The organism is Ancylobacter gelatini (genome assembly GCF_022601675.1).
Taxonomy (GTDB): Bacteria; Pseudomonadota; Alphaproteobacteria; order Rhizobiales; family Xanthobacteraceae; genus Ancylobacter; species Ancylobacter gelatini.
The window spans coordinates 160058-179192 of the sequence record NZ_JAKVIL010000001.1 but is presented as its reverse complement, the minus strand read 5'-3'; the positions used below and the strand labels follow the sequence as shown (position 1 = coordinate 179192).

Genomic DNA, 19135 nt, shown 5'->3' with positions numbered 1-19135 from the left:
GAGCCGGGATAAGGGACTAGCGGCTCGAACGCCGCGCGAATGCTCAGTAGTGATCTTCGAACCGCTTGGCGAGATCCTCGATGTTCTCCGGCGGCCAGCCCGGCACTTCCATGCCGAGGTGCAGCCCCATGGAGGCGAGAACTTCCTTGATCTCGTTCAGCGACTTGCGGCCGAAGTTCGGGGTACGGAGCATCTCCGCCTCGGTCTTCTGGATCAGGTCGCCGATATAGACGATGTTGTCGTTCTTCAGGCAGTTGGCGGAACGGACCGAAAGCTCCAGTTCGTCCACCTTCTTCAGCAGCGCGGGGTTGAACGGAAGCTCCTGCATCGCAGGGCTTTCGGTCTCGCGCTTCGGCTCCTCGAAATTCACGAAGATTTCGAGCTGATCCTGGAGGATGCGAGCGGCATAGGCCAGCGCATCTTCCGGGCTGATCGAGCCGTTGGTCTCGATGGTCATGGTCAGCTTGTCATAGTCGAGAATCTGGCCCTCACGGGTGTTCTCGACCTTGTAGGAGACCTTCTTGACCGGGGAATACAGGCTATCGACCGGGATAAGGCCGATCGGCGCATCTTCCGGACGATTGCGGTCGGAGGCAACATAGCCCTTGCCCGTGTCGACCGTGAACTCCATGCGGATCTCGGCGCCGTCGTCGAGGGTGCACAGCACCAGCTCGGGGTTCAGCACCTGAACATCGCCCACGGTCTGGATGTCGCCGGCGGTAACGATGCCGGGGCCCTGCTTCTTGACCACCATCCGCTTCGGGCCATCGCCAGCCATCTTGATGGCGATGTCCTTGATGTTGAGGATGATGTCGGTCACGTCCTCGCGAACGCCCGGGATCGAGGAGAACTCGTGCAGCACGCCGTCAATGTGGACAGACGTCACCGCCGCGCCCTGGAGCGAGGACAGGAGAATACGACGAAGCGCATTGCCGAGCGTCTGGCCGAAGCCGCGCTCCAGCGGCTCGGCGACGACCGTCGCGAGGCGCTTGGGATCGCTGCCCACGGCAACTTCGAGCTTCTCGGGCTTGATCAGCTCTTGCCAGTTCTTCTGAATCACTTGGGTCACCCTTGCTTGCGACAGCGCCCGGAACCTTCACCCGGCGGCGCCATCCCCACCCTGCGGCGGGAGCGAATGCCAAACGCGGCGGCCCCGCGACGACGAGCGTCGCGGGATTGAAACTGCGTCAGACGCGCCGACGCTTGCGCGGACGGCAACCATTGTGCGGGATCGGGGTCACGTCGCGGATCGACGTCACCATGAAGCCCGCCGCCTGGAAGGCGCGCAGAGCCGACTCACGACCGGAACCGGGGCCGGAGACCTCGACCTCGATGGTGCGCATGCCGTGCTCGGCCGCCTTGCGGGCGCAATCCTCAGCGGCAACCTGCGCCGCATAGGGGGTGGACTTGCGCGAACCCTTGAAGCCCATGGCACCAGCCGAGGACCAGGCAATGGTGTTGCCCTGCGCGTCGGTGATGGTGATCATGGTGTTGTTGAACGACGCGTTCACATGGGCAACGCCGGACGCGATGTTCTTGCGCTCGCGGCGTTTAACGCGGGTAGCTTCCTTAGCCATAAAACTCTCGATCCTTCAGACGCGCCCGTGATGCCAGGCGCTCGGGACAATAATTGTCGTGCGAAACCGGCAGCCGTGGCCGCCGGGGTGGAGAGCGGGCGCGACGCCCGCCCGCCTCACTTCTTCTTGCCGGCGATCGCCTTGGCGGGACCCTTGCGGGTGCGCGCATTGGTGTGGGTGCGCTGGCCGCGCACCGGCAGGCCGCGACGATGGCGCAGGCCGCGATAGCAACCGAGGTCCATCAGGCGCTTGATGTTCATCGAGACTTCGCGACGCAGATCGCCCTCGACGAGGTAGTCGCGATCGATGGCTTCGCGGATCTGAAGCACTTCCTGGTCGGTGAGCTGGTTCACGCGACGCTCGGCCGGAATGCCGACCTTCTCGACGATCTCGGACGCGAACTTCGCGCCGATGCCGTGGATGTACTGAAGCGCGATGATCACGCGCTTGTTGGTCGGAATGTTTACGCCTGCGATACGGGCCACGAGCCGTCTCCATGTAGACCGGACAAGCCGGTGATAAATGAGCCCCGCGTCCGGTGGAGGCCGGCCCTTGCGGGGTTACGTGCGCAACCGATCGACATCTGCGAATGATGTCGATCGGCGACGCTCGCTTAAGTGAAGCGCGGCACATAGAGCGATTCCCGCTCCATGTCAAGCGCCGCAGCGCCAACGTCCCTCAGGCCGTCTCCAGAACCTGGGAAATCGCCTGTTCAACCTCGTCGATCGGGCGCATGCCATCGACAGGAACCAGAAGCCCGTGGGCCTCGTAATAGGGCCCAACGACCGCGGTATCGCGGTTGAAGGCTTCAAGGCGGGTCTTGAAGATTTCCGGATCGTCATCCTTGCGCACCGGCTCGCCGCGCTCGGCGGCCTCGCGAGCACGCTGCATGATGCGGCCGACCAACTTCTCCTGATCGACCTTGAACTCGATCACCGCGTCGAGCTTGAGGCCCTTCTCGGCAAGGATGCGGTCGAGCGCCTCCGCCTGGGCCACGGTGCGCGGGAAACCGTCGAGGATGAAGCCCTTGGCGGCATCCGCCTGGTCGATTCGGTCAGAGATGATCCCGATCACGATGTCGTCCGACACCAGCTGCCCGGCATCCATCACGGCCTTGGCCTTGAGACCGACCGGCGTTCCGTCACGAACCGCCTCGCGCAGCATATCCCCCGTCGAGAGCTGGACGATCCCATGCCGGGCGACCAGACGCTGCGCCTGCGTGCCCTTGCCCGCCCCAGGCGGCCCGAGCAGAATCAACCTCATCGACGCTTCCCCCTGAGCTTTGCCTTCTTGACCAGCCCCTCATACTGATGGGCCAGCAAATGCCCCTGCACTTGCGCCACGGTATCCATCGTCACGCTCACCACGATGAGCAGGGAGGTGCCGCCGAAGTAGAAAGGCACCGCCGCATAGGAAATCAGGATCTCCGGGAACAGGCAGACGATCGCAAGGTAAGCCGCACCGAGGACGGTGATGCGAGTCAGCACATAGTCGATATACTCAGCGGTACGCTCGCCCGGCCGGATGCCCGGGATAAAGCCACCATGCTTCTTGAGGTTGTCGGCGGTCTCTGTGGGATTGAACACGATCGCGGTGTAGAAGAAGCAGAAGAACACGATCAACAGCACATAGAGCAGCATGAACAGCGGCTGGCCGTGGCCGATCAGCGTGGTCACGGTGGTCAGCCACGCCGGTCCCGAACCCTGCGTGAAGCTCGCGACCGTGGTCGGGATCAACAGCAGCGACGACGCGAAGATCGGCGGGATGACGCCCGAGGTGTTCAGCTTCAGTGGCAGATGCGAGGACTGGCCCTCATACACCTTGTTGCCGACCTGGCGCTTCGGATACTGGATCAGCAGCCGACGCTGGGCGCGCTCGACGAACACGATGAACATGATCACCGCGACCGCCATCAGCAGAACGGCCAGGATCAGGCCCGTGGACAGCGCGCCCTGACGGCCGAGCTCCAGCGTATTGATCATCGCCGACGGGAGTTCGGCCACGATGCCCGCGAAGATGATCAGCGAGATACCGTTGCCAATGCCACGCGAGGTGATCTGTTCGCCGAGCCACATCAGGAACATCGTGCCGCCGGTCAGGGTGATCACGGTGGAGATGCGGAAGAACCAGCCCGGATCCGAAACCACGGCGCCCGAACCCTCAAGGCCGACGGCGATGCCGTAGGACTGGAAGACGGCGAGCACTACGGTGAGGTAGCGCGTGTACTGGTTGATCGTCTTGCGGCCGGCCTCGCCTTCCTTCTTCAGCGCCTCGAGCGTCGGGGAGACGGTCGTCAGCAGCTGAATGATGATGGAGGCGGAGATGTACGGCATGATGTTCAGGGCAAAGATCGCCATGCGCGACACCGCGCCGCCCGAGAACATGTTGAACAGGCCGATAATGCCCTGCTGCGCCGTGCGGAATACGTCGGCAAGCGCGTCCGGGTTGATGCCCGGCATAGGGATGTAGGTGCCAAGCCGATACACGAGAAGCGCACCCAGCGTAAACCAGATGCGCTTCTTGAGTTCATCAGCTTTTGCGAGAGCACCGAAATTGAGGTTTGCCGCGAGTTGTTCCGCTGCGGAGGCCATATGGCTCGCTCCTCACTTGATGCCCTGAAAGGTAGTCTAGGCCTGAGGTAATCCTCAGGCCGCCGTTTCGCCAGCCTCGGCCTTCGACGCGAGCAGCGTCACAGTGCCGCCGGCCTTCTCGATCGCTTCCACGGCCGACTTGGTGGCATGAGCCACTTCAAGCTTGACCTTGGCCTTCAGCTCGCCCGAGCCCAGCACGCGCACGCCGGCCTTGGCGCGGCGCAGCACGCCGGAAGCCACCAGCGCGGCCTGATCGACCGTCGCGGAAGCGTCGAGCTTGCCGGCCTCGATCGCGGTCTGGATGCGGCCGAGGGTGACCTCGTTCCAGTCCAGCGCGAAGATATTGTTGAAGCCGCGCTTGGGCAGGCGACGATGCAGCGGCATCTGGCCGCCCTCGAAACCCTTGATCGCGACGCCGGTGCGGGAGGTCTGACCCTTCACGCCCCGGCCGCCGGTCTTGCCCTTGCCCGAACCGATGCCACGACCGACGCGCATGCGCTTCTTGCGCGCGCCTTCGTTGTCCTTAATGCCGTTGAGGCTGCTCATCGCCTGTCTCCTTCGCCCGTCGTCACGCTTCGACGACGCGCACCAGGTGGCGGACCTTGAAGATCATGCCACGCACGGCGGGGGTGTCTTCGAGCGTCGAACGACGCCCGAGCTTATTAAGGCCGAGACCGATGAGGGTCGCCCGCTGCTCGCCCGGACGGCGGATCGGGCTGCCGGTCTGCTCGACGGTGATCTGGTTAGCGTTCGCCATGATGCGCTCCTATCAGTCGGTCGCTTCGGCGTCGTCGACGCGACGGCGCGACTGAAGCTGCGACACCTTGAGGCTCCGGCGCGCCGCGACGAGGCGCGGGCTGTCCTGGTTCTTCAGGGCGTCGAAGGTCGCGCGGACCATGTTGTACGGGTTGGACGAGCCGAACGACTTCGCCACCACGTCCTGCATGCCGAGCGTCTCGAAGACGGCGCGCATCGGGCCGCCAGCGATGATGCCGGTACCGGCCGGAGCCGCGCGCAGCACGACCTTGCCGGCGCCGTGATGGCCGTGCACGTCATGATGCAGGGTACGGCCTTCGCGCAGCGGCACGCGGATCAGCGCGCGCTTGGCGGCTTCCGTGGCCTTGCGGATGGCTTCCGGCACTTCGCGGGCCTTGCCGTGGCCGAAGCCGACGCGGCCCTTCTGGTCGCCGACGACGACCAGGGCGGCGAAACCGAAACGACGGCCGCCCTTAACAACCTTGGCAACACGGTTGATGTGGACCAGCTTGTCCACGAACGTGTTGTCGCGATCCTCGCGTTCACGCTCACGTTCACGAGCCATGATCTTATCCTCGTAGTTCTGCGGGGGATCCCGCTCGTGATCAGAAGTTGAGGCCGCCCTCGCGGGCGGCTTCGGCGAGGGCCTTGACGCGGCCGTGATAGATGAAGGCGCCGCGGTCGAAGACCACGTCCTTCACGCCGGCCGCGACGGCACGTTCCGCCACGAGCTTGCCGATAGCCTGGGCCGCCGCGACGTCCGCGCCGGTCTTGAGGCTGCCCCGCAGATCCTTCTCAAGGGACGATGCGGCGGCGATGGTCACGCCCTTCGCATCGTCAATGATCTGCGCATAGATGTGCTTCGACGAACGATGCACCGAAAGGCGCGGCCGCCCGTTCGCCGTCGAGCGGATCGCCCGACGGACACGCGCCTTACGGCGCTCGGTAGCGTCCTGATGCTGTGCCATTTTCCAGTTCCGTTACTTCTTCTTGCCTTCCTTGCGGAAGATGAACTCGCCAGCGTACTTGACGCCCTTGCCCTTATAGGGCTCGGGGCCGCGATACTCGCGGATTTCGGCGGCGACCTGACCGACCTTCTGACGGTCGATGCCGGACACGACGATTTCCGTCGGCTTCGGCGTCACGATCTGGATACCTTCCGGGATCGCGTAGACCACGTCGTGGCTGTAGCCGAGCGCGAGGTTCAGGTTCTTGCCCTGCACCGCGGCGCGATAGCCGACGCCGTTGATCTCGAGCTTCTTTTCGAAGCCCTTGGTCACGCCTTCGACGATGTTCGACACCAGCGTGCGGGACAGGCCCCACATCGCACGGTGGCGGTTGGTCTCGCCGCGCGGTTTGAATTCGAGGACCCCGTTCTCGAGGGTCGCACCGATTTCTTCGACGATCGTGACTTCCAGGGCGCCCTTGGGGCCCTTTACTTTCACAGTCTGTCCGTCAACCGAGGCGGTGACGCCGGCGGGAACGGTAATGGGGGCTTTGCCGATCTTGGACATGTGCTCTCTCTCCCTCTCCGATCAGAAGACCGTGAAGAGGACCTCGCCGCCCACGTTCTTGTCGCGGGCTTCGTGGTCCGCCATCACGCCCTGCGGCGTGGAGACGACAGCGACGCCGAGACCGTTGGCGACGCGGGGAAGGGTCTTGACGGACGAATAGACCCGGCGGCCAGGCTTGGACACGCGAGAAATCTCGCGGATCACCGGCTCGCCATCATAGTACTTGAGCTCGATCTCGAACTCGGAACGGCCATTGACCGGCTCCGACGCGCTGTAGCCCCGAATGAAGCCCTCGGCGGTCAGAACGTCCAGCACCGACGCACGCAGACGCGAGCCGGGGGTCGAGATCTTTTCCTTGCGACGCATCTGCGCATTGCGGATGCGGGTGATCAGGTCGCTGATCGGATCAGTGGTAGACATGGATCAGCCCTCCTCACCAGCTCGACTTGACAAGACCGGGCACCTGGCCCTGCGAGCCCAGCTCACGGAGCGCGATACGCGACATCTTGAGCTTGCGGTAATACGCACGCGGACGACCGGTCACTTCGCAACGGTTGCGAACGCGGACCTGCGCCGAATTGCGGGGCAGCTGCGCCAGCTTGAGAACCGCCGCGAAGCGCTCCTCGATCGGCAGTTCCTTGTTACTCACGAGGGCCTTGAGACGCGAACGCCGGCCGGCATAGCTCTTGGCGAGCTTCCGGCGGTGTTCGTTCTTCTCGACCGCGCTTTTCTTAGCCATGGTCTTGCTCCTAGTCTCCGCGTTTGGGGCTCCCGCCCCACAGCCGGAAGGGGATGCTTACTTCGCGATGAACGGGAAATTGAAGGCCTTCAGAAGCGCGCGCGCCTCGTCGTCGGTCTTCGCCGTCGTCACGACAATGATGTCCATGCCCCACATCTGATCAACCTTGTCGTAGTTGATCTCCGGGAACACGATATGCTCCTTGATGCCCAGGGCATAATTGCCGCGGCCATCGAAGCTCTTGGGGTTCAGGCCGCGGAAATCGCGCACGCGGGGCAGCGCGATGTTCACGAGACGGTCGACGAACTCGTACATGCGGGTCTTGCGAAGGGTGACCTTCGCGCCGACCGGCTGGTTCTCGCGCAGCTTGAAGTTCGAGATCGCCTGCCGGGCACGCGTGACAACCGGCCTCTGGCCGGCGATCAGCGCGAGATCGCCAGCGGCGGTCTGCACCTTCTTGGTGTCGGCGGTGGCTTCGCCCACGCCCATGTTGATGACGATCTTCTCGATCGTCGGCACTTCCATGGGGTTCTTGTAGCCGAACTGCTCGATCATGGCCTGGCGCACGACGGACTCATAATGAGCCTTCATGCGCGGGGTGTAGTTGGTCTCAGCCATCGATCTTCTCCCCCGAGCGCTTGGCGATGCGCACCTTGGTGCCGTCCGCCTGCACAAGGAAACCGACGCGGGTCGGCTTGCCGTCCTTCGGATCGGCAATCGCGATGTTCGACAGTTGGATGGGAGCCTCCTTGGAGATAATCCCACCTTCCTGGTTCGCGGTCTGCCGCTGATGACGCTTCACCAGGTTCACGCCGCGCACCTTGGCGGTGTTGTCCTTCGGAAGCACTTCAAACACTTCGCCGGTGCGGCCCTTGTCGCGGCCGGCGAGGACGACAACCTTGTCGCCCTTCTTGATCTTAGCGGCCATCAAAGCACCTCCGGCGCCAGCGAGATGATCTTCATGTGGTTCTTCGCGCGCAGCTCGCGCGGAACCGGTCCGAAGATACGCGTGCCGACCGGCTCCTTGTTGTTGTTGATCAGCACGGCCGCATTGCGATCGAAGCGGATAACCGTACCGTCAACGCGCCGGATGTCCTTGGCCGTGCGAACCACGACCGCCTTCATCACGTCGCCCTTCTTAACGCGGCCACGCGGAATAGCTTCCTTCACCGACACCACGATGATGTCGCCGACATGGGCATATTTACGCTTTGAACCGCCAAGCACCTTGATGCACATGACGCGACGCGCGCCGGAATTGTCCGCCACGTCGAGATTGGTCTGCATCTGGATCATGACGCACCTATTTCTCGTAAAATTGCGCGCTGCCGTAAGACCGGCGCACCCTCAACCCCGTTGCCGGGAAGCTCAGACTTCAACCCGCTTCTCGCCCTGGACAACAATCCAGTGCTTCAGCTTGGACAAGGGGCGATGCTCCTCGATCCACACAGTGTCGCCTTCCTTCCAGGAGTTCGCCTCGTCATGGGCGTGGTACTTCTTGGAACGGCGGACGGTCTTCTTCAGAAGCGGATGAGTGAAACGACGCTCGACACGAACCACGACGGTCTTGTCCTGCTTGTCGCTCACCACGACGCCCTGCAGCAAACGCTTCGGCATCGCTGTCTCCTCACTTAGCCTGGGCCGCGACAGCGGCCTTTTGCACCTGAACGGTCTTGATCCGGGCGATATCGCGACGGATCTGACGCACACGCGCGGTGTTCTCGAGCTGGCCCGTCGCCTTCTGGAAGCGAAGGTTGAACTGTTCCTTCTTGAGCTTCAGCAGCTCGTCGGACAGCTCGTCGACGGTCTTGGTCCGAATGTCGGAAGCCTTAGTCATCATATCCCCCGTCACTCGACGATACGTTCGACGAAGCGCGTCTTGATCGGCAGCTTCGCAGCGGCCAGCGTCAACGCTTCCTTGGCGATCTCCTGGCTCACGCCATCGATCTCGAACATGATACGGCCGGGCTTGACCTTGGCGGCCCAATAGTCGGGAGCGCCCTTGCCCTTACCCATGCGGACTTCGGTCGGCTTCGACGACACCGGCACGTCCGGGAACACCCGGATCCACACGCGGCCCGCACGCTTCATGTGACGGGTCAGCGCGCGGCGCGCGGCTTCGATCTGGCGAGCGGTGACCCGCTCGGGTTCCAGCGCCTTCAGGCCAAACTGGCCGAAATTGAGGTCAGTCCCGCCCTTCGCAGTGCCGTTGATGCGGCCCTTGAACTGCTTGCGGAACTTTGTGCGCTTCGGTTGCAGCATGTCGCGCCTCTTATTCCTTTATTGATCTCACGCCGCGTCGCGACGTGAAGAACGACCGCCCGAGGGCTCCTGCTCCGCCTGGCGCTTATCCTGCGCCATCGGATCGTGCTCAAGAATTTCGCCCTTGAAGATCCAAACCTTGACACCGCAGGTGCCGTAGGTGGTGAAGGCGGTGGCCGTACCGTAATCCACGTCCGCGCGCAAGGTGTGAAGCGGCACGCGCCCTTCACGATACCATTCGAGACGCGCGATTTCCGCGCCGCCGAGGCGGCCAGCGCAGTTAATCCGAATGCCTTCAGCGCCCAGACGCATCGCGGACTGCACGGCGCGCTTCATGGCGCGACGGAATGCCACACGGCGCTCGAGCTGCTGGGCGATCGATTCGGCGACCAGGCGCGCATCGATTTCCGGCTTCCGAATCTCGACGATGTTGATGAAGACTTCCGAGTTGGTCATCTCGGAGACCTTCTTGCGCAGCTTGTCGATGTCCGCGCCCTTCTTGCCGATCACCACGCCCGGACGCGCCGAGTAGATGGTCACGCGGCACTTCTTGTGCGGGCGCTCGATCACGATCTTGGAGACGGCCGCCTGCTTGAGCAGCTTCAGCAGCATCTCGCGGATCTTGATGTCTTCATGCAGCAGCTGGCCGTATTCGCTCTTGCCGGCGAACCAGCGCGAATCCCAGGTGCGGTTGATGCCGAGCCGAAGCCCGACCGGGTTGACCTTCTGACCCATCAGGCCTTCTCCTCGACTTCACGCACCACGATGGTGATATGCGAGAACGGCTTCTCGATCCGGCTGGCGCGACCACGGGCGCGAGCCGCGAAGCGCTTCATCACCAGACCCTTGCCGACATGGGCTTCCGCGACGATCAGATCGTCGACGTCCAGCTCATGATTGTTCTCGGCATTGGCGATCGCCGATTCCAGGCACTTCTTCACATCGCCCGCGATCCGCTTGCGAGAGAACTGCAGGTCGGCCAGAGCGGTCGCGACCTTCTTCCCCCGGATCAGGCCGGCGACGAGATTGAGCTTCTGGGGGCTGACGCGAAGATTACGCGCAACCGCCTTGGCTTCCGTATCCGCGAGCGTGCGCGGACGAGCTGCCTTACCCATGACCCTGCCTCTACTTCCGCTTGGCTTTCTTGTCCGCCGCATGCCCGTAATAGGTACGGGTGGGGGCGAACTCGCCGAACTTGTGGCCGACCATGTCCTCGCTCACCGAGACCGGGACATGCTTGTTGCCGTTGTAAACGCCAAAGGTAACCCCAACGAACTGGGGCAGGATCGTGGAGCGGCGGCTCCAGATCTTGATGACGTCGTGACGACCCGAGCTGCGCGCGGCTTCCGCCTTCTTGAGGAGGTAGCCGTCGACGAACGGACCTTTCCAGACCGATCGAGACATAATTCAGATTCCCTCGCTCACTTCTTGCGGGCGTGACGGCTCGACAGGATGAACTTTCCGGTCGACTTGTTCTTCCGGGTCTTCTTGCCCTTGGTAGGGAAGCCCCAGGGGGTGACCGGGTGACGGCCGCCGGACGTGCGGCCTTCGCCGCCACCATGCGGATGGTCAACCGGGTTCATCGTGACACCACGGTTATGCGGCATGCGGCCCAGCCAGCGGCTGCGGCCGGCCTTGCCGAGATTGGTGTTCATGTGGTCGGCATTCGACACCGCGCCGACCGTCCCGCAGCACTCGCCATGCACCAGGCGCTGCTCGCCGGAGTTGAGACGCAGGATCACGTAACCCTGGTCGCGACCCACGATCTGCGCGTAGGCGCCGGCGGAGCGGGCGATCTGGCCGCCCTTGCCGATCTTGAGCTCGACATTGTGCACGATCGTGCCGACCGGCAGGTTGCCGAGCGGAGCCGTGTTGCCGGGCTTCACGTCCACGCTCTTGGCCGAGATCACCTTGTCGCCGACGGCGAGGCGCTGCGGGGCCAGGATGTAGGACAGCTCGCCGTCCTCATACTTGATGAGGGCGATGAACGCGGTCCGGTTCGGGTCGTACTCGATACGCTCGACCACGGCCGGCATGTCACGCTTGGCGCGCTTGAAGTCGACCAGGCGATAGGCCTGCTTGTGGCCGCCGCCGCGGAAGCGAACGGTGACCCGGCCGGTGTTGTTGCGGCCGCCGGACTCCGACTTGCCCTCGGTCAGCGTCTTGACCGGCTTGCCCTTGTACAGGGCCGAGCGGTCGACGATGACGAGCTGGCGAAGGCTCGGCGTTACCGGCTTGAAGGTTTTGAGCGCCATGTCTCTGATCCCCTATGCCAGGCTCACAGACCGGTCGTGATGTCGATGGAGTGCCCCTCGGCGAGGGTCACAACCGCCTTCTTCACGTCGTTCTGCACACCCTTGCGGCCCTTGAAGACTTTCGTCTTACCCTTACGGACCAGCGTGTTGACGCTCTTCACCTTGACGTCGAAGAGCTTCTCGACCGCTTCCTTGATCTGCGGCTTGGTAGCCGTCAGAGCAACCTTGAAGACGACCTTGTTGTGCTCGGACGCGACCGTGGCCTTCTCGGTGATCACCGGGGACACGATGACGTCGTAGTGGCGCGGATCCAGACTCATTTGAAGCGCGCCTCCAGAGCGTCGACAGCCGCCTTCGTCAGCACCAGGGTGCGACGGCGCAGGATGTCGTAGACGTTGATGCCCTGCACGGGCAGCACGTCGAGGTGGTTGATGTTGCGCGAGGCGAGGCCGAAATTGGCATCGACTTCGGCACCCGAGATCACGAGGGCGTTGTCGAGGCCGAGGCCCGCCAGACGCTCCTTGAGCAGCTTGGTCTTCGGCTCGGCCAGCGTGGCATCGTCCAGAACGAAGATCTGCTGATCCTTCGCCTTGGTCGACAGCGCATGCTTGAGCGCGAGCGCACGGACCTTCTTGGGAAGGTCCGACGCATGGCTGCGCTGCACCGGGCCGAACGCCTTGGCGCCGCCGCGGAACTGCGGAGCGGAAGCCGCACCGTGGCGAGCGCCGCCGGTGCCCTTCTGCTTGTACATCTTCCGCTTCGTGCGGTTGACGTCGGCGCGCGACAGCGTCTCGTGCGTGCCAGCCTGGCGGCGGGCGAGCTGCCACACCACCATGCGGTGCAGGATGTCCTGCCGGGGCTCAAGGCCGAAAATCTCGTCCGAGAGCGTCACGGAGCCGGCTTCGGCCCCTTCAAGCGTTTTGACGGCGAGTTCCATCACACGTTCTCCTCAGCCGCAACCTCGGCCGCGGGAGCGACGTCGGCAGCCGGAGCCTCGTCAGCTTCGCCCGGAAGGCGGAACTTGCCCGGCTTCGGCGCTTCCGCCGGCAGCTTCTTCTTCACCGCGTCAGCGACCAGGATCCAGCCGCCCTTGTGCCCGGGAACCGCGCCCTCGACCGCGATCAGGCCGCGCTCGACATCGGTGTGCACAACCTTGAGGTTCTGCGTGGTCACGGTCTCGACGCCCATGTGACCGGGCATCTTCTTGTTCTTGAACGTCTTGCCGGGGTCCTGACGGCCGCCGGTCGAACCGATCGAACGGTGCGACACCGACACGCCGTGCGTGGCACGCAGACCGCCGAAGTTGTGACGCTTCATACCGCCGGCAAAACCCTTACCGGTGGAAGTACCCGTCACATCGACGAACTGGCCGACCACGAAATGGTCCACCGTCAGCTCGGCCCCGACGGGGATGAGCTCGTTTTCCTCGACGCGGAACTCCGCGAGCTTGCGCTTGGGCTCGACCTTCGCAACGGCGAAGTGCCCGCGCATGGCGCGCGTCGTGTTCTGCGGCTTGGCCCGGCCGACGCCGAGCTGCACAGCCACATAACCGTTCTTGTCCAGGGTCCGGTGGGCAACCACCTGACAATTATCGACTTTCAGCACAGTGACCGGAATATGCTCGCCTGCATCGGTAAAGATGCGGGTCATTCCGACCTTCTGGGCGATGACGCCTGACCGCATGGCCGTGTCCCCTCGCCTTCTCAGAGCTTGATCTCGACGTCAACGCCGGCGGCGAGGTCGAGCTTCATCAGCGCGTCCACCGTCTGGGGCGTCGGGTCGACAATGTCCAGCAGACGCTTATGCGTCCGCATTTCGAACTGTTCACGAGACTTCTTGTCCACGTGAGGCGAACGATTGACCGTGAACTTCTCGATGCGAGTCGGCAGCGGGATGGGCCCGCGAACCTGAGCGCCGGTGCGCTTCGCAGTGGAGACGATCTCACGCGTCGAAGCGTCGAGTATCCGGTGGTCGAACGCCTTGAGGCGGATTCGAATGTTCTGGCCGTTCATCTGACTTCAGGCTCCCAGAGGGTGGCCGCTTGGGGCTCGCCAACAGGGCTCTATGACGAGCTCCACGAAAAAGGGGCGCACGGGCGAACCGGCGCCCCCCGGATTATTCAGTCCATCACTCGATGATGGCGGCGACGACGCCGGCGCCGACGGTGCGACCGCCTTCACGGATGGCGAAGCGGAGCTTCTCTTCCATCGCGATCGGAACGATCAGCGCCACGTCAACCGAGATGTTGTCGCCCGGCATCACCATTTCCGTGCCTTCGGGAAGCGTGACGATGCCCGTCACGTCCGTCGTGCGGAAGTAGAACTGCGGACGGTAGTTGGTGAAGAACGGCGTGTGGCGGCCGCCCTCTTCCTTCGTCAGGATGTACGCCTCGGCCTTGAACTTCGTGTGCGGCTTCACCGAACCCGGCTTGCACACGACCTGGCCGCGCTCCACGTCCTCGCGCTTCGTGCCACGAACCAGAATGCCGACATTGTCGCCGGCCTGGCCCTGGTCGAGAAGCTTGCGGAACATCTCGACGCCGGTAACCGTCGTCTTGATGGTCGGGCGGATGCCGACGATCTCGACTTCCTCGCCGACCTTGATGATCCCGCGCTCGACGCGGCCCGTCACCACCGTGCCACGACCCGAGATCGAGAACACGTCCTCGATCGGCATCAGGAACGGCAGGTCAACCGGACGCTCCGGCTGCGGGATGTAGGCGTCGACCGCCTTCATCAGTTCCAGCACCGCGTCATGGCCGAGCTTGGCATCGCCGTTCTCCAGCGCGACAAGCGCCGAGCCGCGGATGATCGGAATGTCGTCGCCCGGGAAGTCGTACTTCGACAGAAGCTCGCGAACCTCGAGTTCCACCAGCTCCAGCAGTTCCTCGTCGTCGACCATGTCGCACTTGTTCAGGAACACCACCAGAGCCGGAACGCCGACCTGACGGGCGAGCAGGATGTGCTCGCGGGTCTGCGGCATCGGGCCGTCCGCCGCCGACACAACCAGGATCGCGCCGTCCATCTGCGCCGCGCCGGTGATCATGTTCTTCACATAGTCGGCGTGGCCGGGGCAGTCGACGTGCGCATAGTGACGGTTCGGCGTCTCGTACTCGACGTGCGCCGTCGAGATCGTGATGCCGCGCGCCTTCTCTTCCGGCGCCTTGTCAATCTGGTCGTACGCCGTGAACGTCGCGCCGCCGGCTTCCGCCAGAACCTTCGTGATCGCAGCCGTCAGCGACGTCTTGCCGTGGTCAACGTGACCAATCGTGCCAATGTTGCAGTGAGGCTTCGAACGGTTGAATTTCTCTTTGGCCACGGGGCTCTCCGTCGGTCTTGTATTCAATGTTGATACGAAATCACTCGAAAGGCAGGCGCCAAGGCATTGAACACCTTGGCTTCTGTTATCAGGCGTACTTCGCCTGAACCTCCTGAGCGACGTTCGACGGCACCTGCTCGTAGTGGTCGAACTGCATGGTGAAGGTCGCGCGGCCCTGCGAGAAGGACCGGAGCGTGTTGACGTAGCCGAACATGTTGGCCAGCGGCACCATCGCGTTCACGACATTCGCATTGCCACGCATGTCCTGACCCTGGATCTGGCCGCGGCGGGAGTTGAGGTCGCCGATGACCGAGCCGGTGTAATCTTCCGGCGTGACAACCTCGACCTTCATGATCGGCTCGAGGAGCACCGCGCCACCCTTCTGCAGGGCTTCGCGGAACGCCGCACGCGAGGCGATTTCGAAGGCCAGGGCCGACGAGTCGACTTCGTGGAACGCGCCGTCGGTGAGGGTCACCTTGACGTCGACCACCGGGAAGCCGGCCAGCACGCCCGAACCGAGCACGCTTTCCAGACCCTTGTTGACGCCGGGAATGTATTCCTTCGGCACCGCGCCGCCGACGATCGCGCTATCGAACGCAAAGCCCTTGCCGACTTCGTTCGGCTCGACCGTGAACTTCACCCGCGCGAACTGGCCGGTACCGCCGGTCTGCTTCTTGTGGGTGTAGTCGACTTCGGTCTTGCGGGTGATCGTCTCGCGATAAGCCACCTGCGGAGCGCCGATATTCGCATCGACCTTGTAGGTGCGCTTCAGAATGTCGACCTTGATGTCGAGGTGCAGTTCGCCCATCCCCTTGAGGATGGTCTGGCCGCTCTCGTGATCGGTCGACACGCGGAAGGACGGATCCTCGGCAGCGAGCTTGGCCAGCGCCAGGCCCAGCTTCTCCTGGTCGGCCTTCGACTTCGGCTCGATCGCGATCTCGATGACGGGTTCCGGGAACTCCATCTTCTCGAGGATCACCGGCTTTGCCGGGTCGCACAGCGTGTCGCCGGTGCGGACTTCCTTGAGGCCGGCGAGAGCGACGATGTCGCCCGCATAGGCTTCCTTGATGTCCTCGCGGTTGTTCGCATGCATCAGAAGCATGCGGCCGACGCGCTCCTTCTTGTCGCGGGTCGAGTTGAGGAGACCCATGCCGGTCTCCAGCTTGCCCGAATAGACGCGGCAGAAAGTGATGGTGCCGACGAAGGGGTCGTCCATGATCTTGAACGCCAGCACCGACAGCGGGTCGGTGTCGCTGGGGTTGCGGACGGTCTCTTCCTCGGTGTCGAAATCGATGCCCTTGATGGCGCCACGATCGATCGGGCTCGGCAGGAAATCGCACACGGCGTCGAGCAGAGGCTGCACGCCCTTGTTCTTGAAGGCCGAACCACAGAAGACCGGGTTGAACACGCGACCAATGACGGCCTTGCGGATCAGGCCCTTGAGGGTCTGCTCATCCGGCTCCACGCCATCGAGATAGGCCGACAGAACGTCGTCGTCGAGTTCCACGGCCGCCTCAAGCAGCTTGCCGCGATACTCGACCGCCTGGTCGAGCAGTTCCGCCGGAATTTCTTCGTCGTGATATTTCGCGCCGAGCTCTTCATTGTCCCACACGACCGCCTTCATGCGGACGAGGTCAATGATGCCCTTGAAGTTGCTCTCCGAGCCGATCGGCAGCTGGCAGCACACCGGCTTGCCGTCAACGCGGTCGATGATCATCTCCACGCAGCGGAAGAAGTCCGCGCCGGTCTTGTCCATCTTGTTGACGAACACGATGCGCGGCACGTTGTACTTGTCGGCCTGACGCCACACGGTCTCGGTCTGGGGCTCGACGCCCTGGTTGCCGTCGAGCACGCAGACGGCACCGTCGAGCACGCGCAGCGAACGCTCGACTTCAATCGTGAAGTCGACGTGGCCGGGGGTGTCGATGATGTTCAGACGCTTGCCGTGCCAGAAAGCGGTCGTCGCGGCGGACGTGATGGTGATGCCGCGCTCCTGCTCCTGGGTCATCCAGTCCATGGTGGCAGCGCCATCGTGGACTTCACCGATCTTGTGGCTCTTGCCGGTGTAATAGAGGATCCGCTCAGTGGTCGTGGTCTTCCCGGCATCGATGTGGGCCATGATGCCGAAATTACGGTAGTCTTCGATGGCATTAATGCGCGACATATCAGATCCTCGTCCCGGCTCTCTTCATCACCAACGGTAGTGAGAGAAGGCGCGGTTCGCCTCCGCCATGCGGTGGGTGTCTTCACGTTTCTTCACGGCGGTGCCGCGATTATTCGAAGCATCGAGCAGTTCGCCCGACAGGCGCTCGACCATGGTCTTCTCGTTGCGGGCACGGGCCGCAATGATCAGCCAACGGATCGCCAGCGCCTGACGACGCTCGGGGCGAACTTCGACCGGCACCTGGTAGGTGGCACCGCCGACGCGGCGCGAACGCACTTCGATGGCCGGGCTGACATTGTCGAGAGCCTGGGTGAACACGCCCAGCGGCTCGGACTTCGCACGGCTCTCGACGATATCGAGCGCGCCGTAGACGATCTGCTCGGCGACCGACTTCTTGCCGTCATACATGACGGCATTCATGAAGCGGCTCAGAACCTCGGAGCCGAACTTCGGATCCGGGGTAACTTCGCGGCGCTCTGCACGGTGGCGACGGGACATCGTTCAGATCCTCACTTCGGCCGCTTCGCGCCGTACTTCGACCGGCGCTGCTTGCGATTCTTGACGCCCTGGGTATCGAGCACGCCACGCAGGATGTGGTAGCGCACGCCCGGAAGGTCCTTCACGCGGCCGCCGCGGATCATCACCACGGAGTGCTCCTGAAGATTGTGACCTTCGCCAGGGATGTAACCGATGACTTCATAGCCATTGGTCAAACGAACCTTGGCGACCTTACGAAGCGCCGAGTTCGGCTTCTTCGGGGTCGTGGTGTAGACGCGGGTGCAAACGCCGCGCTTCTGCGGGCTGGCCTGCAGCGCAGGAACCTTGTTCCGCGCCTTCTGGGCATCCCGCGGCTTGCGGATCAGCTGGTTGATCGTCGGCACTTCTTCTCGCCTTCGTCTCGCTTGCGATCAGGGCAAGAGCGCCCCTTCGCGAACCAAATTCCGCGGCCGCAACCGCATGGATCTCTCGACGGTTCGGAACAGTGAGCATGAAACCGGCGAACCGGCCCGACCGGGATTGACTACGAACGAAATCGCGCCGCCGGCCAGTCTTTGGCCGAGGGCGCTAACGTTCAGAGGATCACACGGACAGTCAGACTGTCACTGCGCGATCATGCGCCGGATATGGTCATGCTTGCGTTCCGGCAGCGTCTTGGATTTCTGTGTCTGGGTATGGCGCCCGAACGCGGTAAATCCAACCGCCTGCCGTGAAAGTAGGCGCCTTCTACGCGCCGACTCGGCCCAAGTCAAGCGGGAAAGCGAGCAACCTTGCGGGTTCGTGAAGGGTCGCCCCGTCCGCAGGAGCCCCCTAAACGCGCTTTCCTGCCGAAACGGCAGCCCTTTAGGCCTCCTCGTCCGGTCCGCTGGCGGTAACCATAGCCGTTAGCGAATGTTCGTCACCCGTGGCGCCGGCAAAAGAATCGCGGGTGACGACCAACTCATCGCGCAGACGCAGGAGATTCGGCAAATCGTGGCCCGAGGCACAGAGAATCGCGGCGGGAATCGATTCGGCTTTCGCGCGCAGCTCCCTGCCCTGCCCGGTCAGCGTCACGATGAGCTGGCGTTCATTGGCAGGATTGCGCCGGCGGTTGATGAGCCCCATCGCCTCCAGCCGCTTCAAAAGCGGCGTCAGCGTGCTCGATTCGAGCAGCAGCCGGTCGGCGATGCCACCCACCGTCTGCTCCGGCTGTTCCCACAGCACCAGCATGACGAGATATTGCGGATAGGTCAGCCCAAGCGCCTCCAGCAGCGGCCGGTAGGCGCGCATCACCGCATGGGCGGCGGAATACAGGCTGAAGCAGAACTGGCTCTCCAGCCGCAGCAGGTCGCGCGCATCGGTCATGTGGCTCTCCCATAACTCCCTCAGCTCCCGATTATCGCACAATAATAGTTATCGCGATAACTTTTCGCTAGACAGCCGCGCTGGACATCGATACGAAATTACATCGCGCACGATATT

31 protein-coding genes are annotated in these 19135 nt (G+C 63.3%); all 31 read right to left on the bottom strand.

The window, feature by feature from the left end; translation table 11 throughout:
* Positions 1-43 precede the first annotated feature (43 nt).
* On the bottom strand, positions 44-1069 hold the full coding sequence (locus MKI84_RS00865) for a DNA-directed RNA polymerase subunit alpha (protein WP_425353777.1): 1026 nt from the start codon (positions 1067-1069) through the stop codon (positions 44-46).
* Positions 1070-1187: 118 nt separating this feature from the next.
* Entirely contained in the window at positions 1188-1577 is a 390-nt protein-coding gene (gene rpsK / locus MKI84_RS00860) for a 30S ribosomal protein S11 (protein ID WP_241616082.1), read from the bottom strand.
* A gap of 116 nt (positions 1578-1693) precedes the next feature.
* Positions 1694-2062: a 30S ribosomal protein S13 gene (gene rpsM / locus MKI84_RS00855; RefSeq protein WP_241616081.1), complete on the bottom strand. Its 369-nt coding sequence runs from the start codon at positions 2060-2062 to the stop codon at positions 1694-1696.
* 193 nt (positions 2063-2255) lie between these two features.
* Positions 2256-2840: an adenylate kinase gene (locus MKI84_RS00850; RefSeq protein WP_241616080.1), complete on the bottom strand. Its 585-nt coding sequence runs from the start codon at positions 2838-2840 to the stop codon at positions 2256-2258.
* Positions 2837-4168: a preprotein translocase subunit SecY gene (gene secY, locus MKI84_RS00845; RefSeq protein ID WP_241616079.1), complete on the bottom strand. Its 1332-nt coding sequence runs from the start codon at positions 4166-4168 to the stop codon at positions 2837-2839. The genes MKI84_RS00850 and secY overlap by 4 nt, the downstream gene beginning before the upstream one ends.
* A 54-nt stretch (positions 4169-4222) precedes the next feature.
* Complete coding sequence (rplO, locus tag MKI84_RS00840; protein ID WP_241616078.1) at positions 4223-4714, bottom strand: 50S ribosomal protein L15; 492 nt, start codon at positions 4712-4714, stop codon at positions 4223-4225.
* 22 nt (positions 4715-4736) lie between these two features.
* Complete coding sequence (gene rpmD, locus MKI84_RS00835; RefSeq protein ID WP_241616077.1) at positions 4737-4925, bottom strand: 50S ribosomal protein L30; 189 nt, start codon at positions 4923-4925, stop codon at positions 4737-4739.
* Between the two features lie 12 nt (positions 4926-4937).
* Positions 4938-5489 carry a 30S ribosomal protein S5 gene (rpsE, locus tag MKI84_RS00830; protein WP_241616076.1) on the bottom strand — a complete coding sequence of 184 codons (552 nt, stop codon included), beginning with the start codon at positions 5487-5489 and terminating at the stop codon, positions 4938-4940.
* Positions 5490-5529: 40 nt separating this feature from the next.
* Positions 5530-5892 (bottom strand): 50S ribosomal protein L18, encoded by a 363-nt coding sequence (gene rplR / locus MKI84_RS00825; RefSeq protein WP_241616075.1) that lies wholly within the window; start codon positions 5890-5892, stop codon positions 5530-5532.
* A 12-nt stretch (positions 5893-5904) separates the two neighbouring features.
* Positions 5905-6438, bottom strand: a complete 534-nt coding sequence (rplF, locus tag MKI84_RS00820; RefSeq protein ID WP_241616074.1) for a 50S ribosomal protein L6 — start codon at positions 6436-6438, stop codon at positions 5905-5907.
* Between the two features lie 21 nt (positions 6439-6459).
* Positions 6460-6858, bottom strand: coding sequence for a 30S ribosomal protein S8 (rpsH, locus tag MKI84_RS00815; RefSeq protein ID WP_241616073.1), 399 nt, complete (start codon positions 6856-6858; stop codon positions 6460-6462).
* A 13-nt stretch (positions 6859-6871) separates the two neighbouring features.
* Positions 6872-7177, bottom strand: coding sequence for a 30S ribosomal protein S14 (gene rpsN / locus MKI84_RS00810; protein WP_241616072.1), 306 nt, complete (start codon positions 7175-7177; stop codon positions 6872-6874).
* Positions 7178-7234: 57 nt separating this feature from the next.
* The gene (gene rplE, locus MKI84_RS00805; RefSeq protein ID WP_241616071.1) at positions 7235-7795 is read right to left on the bottom strand and encodes a 50S ribosomal protein L5; all 561 of its coding nucleotides are present in this window, start codon (positions 7793-7795) and stop codon (positions 7235-7237) included.
* Entirely contained in the window at positions 7788-8105 is a 318-nt protein-coding gene (gene rplX / locus MKI84_RS00800; RefSeq protein ID WP_241616070.1) for a 50S ribosomal protein L24, read from the bottom strand. Before rplX ends, rplE begins: the two co-directional genes overlap by 8 nt.
* Complete coding sequence (rplN, locus tag MKI84_RS00795; RefSeq protein WP_163073307.1) at positions 8105-8473, bottom strand: 50S ribosomal protein L14; 369 nt, start codon at positions 8471-8473, stop codon at positions 8105-8107. Before rplN ends, rplX begins: the two co-directional genes overlap by 1 nt.
* Positions 8474-8545: 72 nt before the next feature.
* Complete coding sequence (gene rpsQ, locus MKI84_RS00790) at positions 8546-8794, bottom strand: 30S ribosomal protein S17 (protein WP_241616069.1); 249 nt, start codon at positions 8792-8794, stop codon at positions 8546-8548.
* Positions 8795-8804: 10 nt separating this feature from the next.
* Positions 8805-9014, bottom strand: coding sequence for a 50S ribosomal protein L29 (gene rpmC / locus MKI84_RS00785; protein WP_241616068.1), 210 nt, complete (start codon positions 9012-9014; stop codon positions 8805-8807).
* 11 nt (positions 9015-9025) lie between these two features.
* Complete coding sequence (gene rplP / locus MKI84_RS00780; RefSeq protein ID WP_241616067.1) at positions 9026-9439, bottom strand: 50S ribosomal protein L16; 414 nt, start codon at positions 9437-9439, stop codon at positions 9026-9028.
* Between the two features lie 27 nt (positions 9440-9466).
* Complete coding sequence (rpsC, locus tag MKI84_RS00775) at positions 9467-10174, bottom strand: 30S ribosomal protein S3 (protein ID WP_241616066.1); 708 nt, start codon at positions 10172-10174, stop codon at positions 9467-9469.
* The gene (gene rplV, locus MKI84_RS00770; protein WP_018390605.1) at positions 10174-10554 is read right to left on the bottom strand and encodes a 50S ribosomal protein L22; all 381 of its coding nucleotides are present in this window, start codon (positions 10552-10554) and stop codon (positions 10174-10176) included. Before rplV ends, rpsC begins: the two co-directional genes overlap by 1 nt.
* Positions 10555-10564: 10 nt before the next feature.
* A complete protein-coding gene (gene rpsS / locus MKI84_RS00765; RefSeq protein WP_241616065.1) occupies positions 10565-10843 on the bottom strand; it encodes a 30S ribosomal protein S19 in 279 nt (92 codons plus the stop codon).
* A 17-nt stretch (positions 10844-10860) separates the two neighbouring features.
* Positions 10861-11694 carry a 50S ribosomal protein L2 gene (gene rplB / locus MKI84_RS00760; RefSeq protein ID WP_241616064.1) on the bottom strand — a complete coding sequence of 278 codons (834 nt, stop codon included), beginning with the start codon at positions 11692-11694 and terminating at the stop codon, positions 10861-10863.
* Between the two features lie 23 nt (positions 11695-11717).
* Positions 11718-12014, bottom strand: a complete 297-nt coding sequence (locus MKI84_RS00755; RefSeq protein WP_241616063.1) for a 50S ribosomal protein L23 — start codon at positions 12012-12014, stop codon at positions 11718-11720.
* The gene (gene rplD, locus MKI84_RS00750) at positions 12011-12631 is read right to left on the bottom strand and encodes a 50S ribosomal protein L4 (RefSeq protein ID WP_241616062.1); all 621 of its coding nucleotides are present in this window, start codon (positions 12629-12631) and stop codon (positions 12011-12013) included. Before rplD ends, MKI84_RS00755 begins: the two co-directional genes overlap by 4 nt.
* Positions 12631-13377 carry a 50S ribosomal protein L3 gene (rplC, locus tag MKI84_RS00745; RefSeq protein WP_241616061.1) on the bottom strand — a complete coding sequence of 249 codons (747 nt, stop codon included), beginning with the start codon at positions 13375-13377 and terminating at the stop codon, positions 12631-12633. The genes rplD and rplC overlap by 1 nt, the downstream gene beginning before the upstream one ends.
* 20 nt (positions 13378-13397) lie before the next feature.
* On the bottom strand, positions 13398-13706 hold the full coding sequence (gene rpsJ, locus MKI84_RS00740) for a 30S ribosomal protein S10 (protein ID WP_013166261.1): 309 nt from the start codon (positions 13704-13706) through the stop codon (positions 13398-13400).
* Positions 13707-13821: 115 nt separating this feature from the next.
* Complete coding sequence (gene tuf, locus MKI84_RS00735; protein ID WP_241616045.1) at positions 13822-15012, bottom strand: elongation factor Tu; 1191 nt, start codon at positions 15010-15012, stop codon at positions 13822-13824.
* Positions 15013-15100: 88 nt separating this feature from the next.
* Complete coding sequence (fusA, locus tag MKI84_RS00730; RefSeq protein ID WP_241616060.1) at positions 15101-17176, bottom strand: elongation factor G; 2076 nt, start codon at positions 17174-17176, stop codon at positions 15101-15103.
* Positions 17177-17203: 27 nt separating this feature from the next.
* The gene (rpsG, locus tag MKI84_RS00725; RefSeq protein WP_241616059.1) at positions 17204-17674 is read right to left on the bottom strand and encodes a 30S ribosomal protein S7; all 471 of its coding nucleotides are present in this window, start codon (positions 17672-17674) and stop codon (positions 17204-17206) included.
* A gap of 11 nt (positions 17675-17685) precedes the next feature.
* Positions 17686-18057, bottom strand: a complete 372-nt coding sequence (gene rpsL, locus MKI84_RS00720) for a 30S ribosomal protein S12 (protein ID WP_241616058.1) — start codon at positions 18055-18057, stop codon at positions 17686-17688.
* 460 nt (positions 18058-18517) lie between these two features.
* A complete protein-coding gene (locus MKI84_RS00715) occupies positions 18518-19018 on the bottom strand; it encodes a MarR family winged helix-turn-helix transcriptional regulator (protein WP_241616057.1) in 501 nt (166 codons plus the stop codon).
* Positions 19019-19135: the final 117 nt, after the last annotated feature.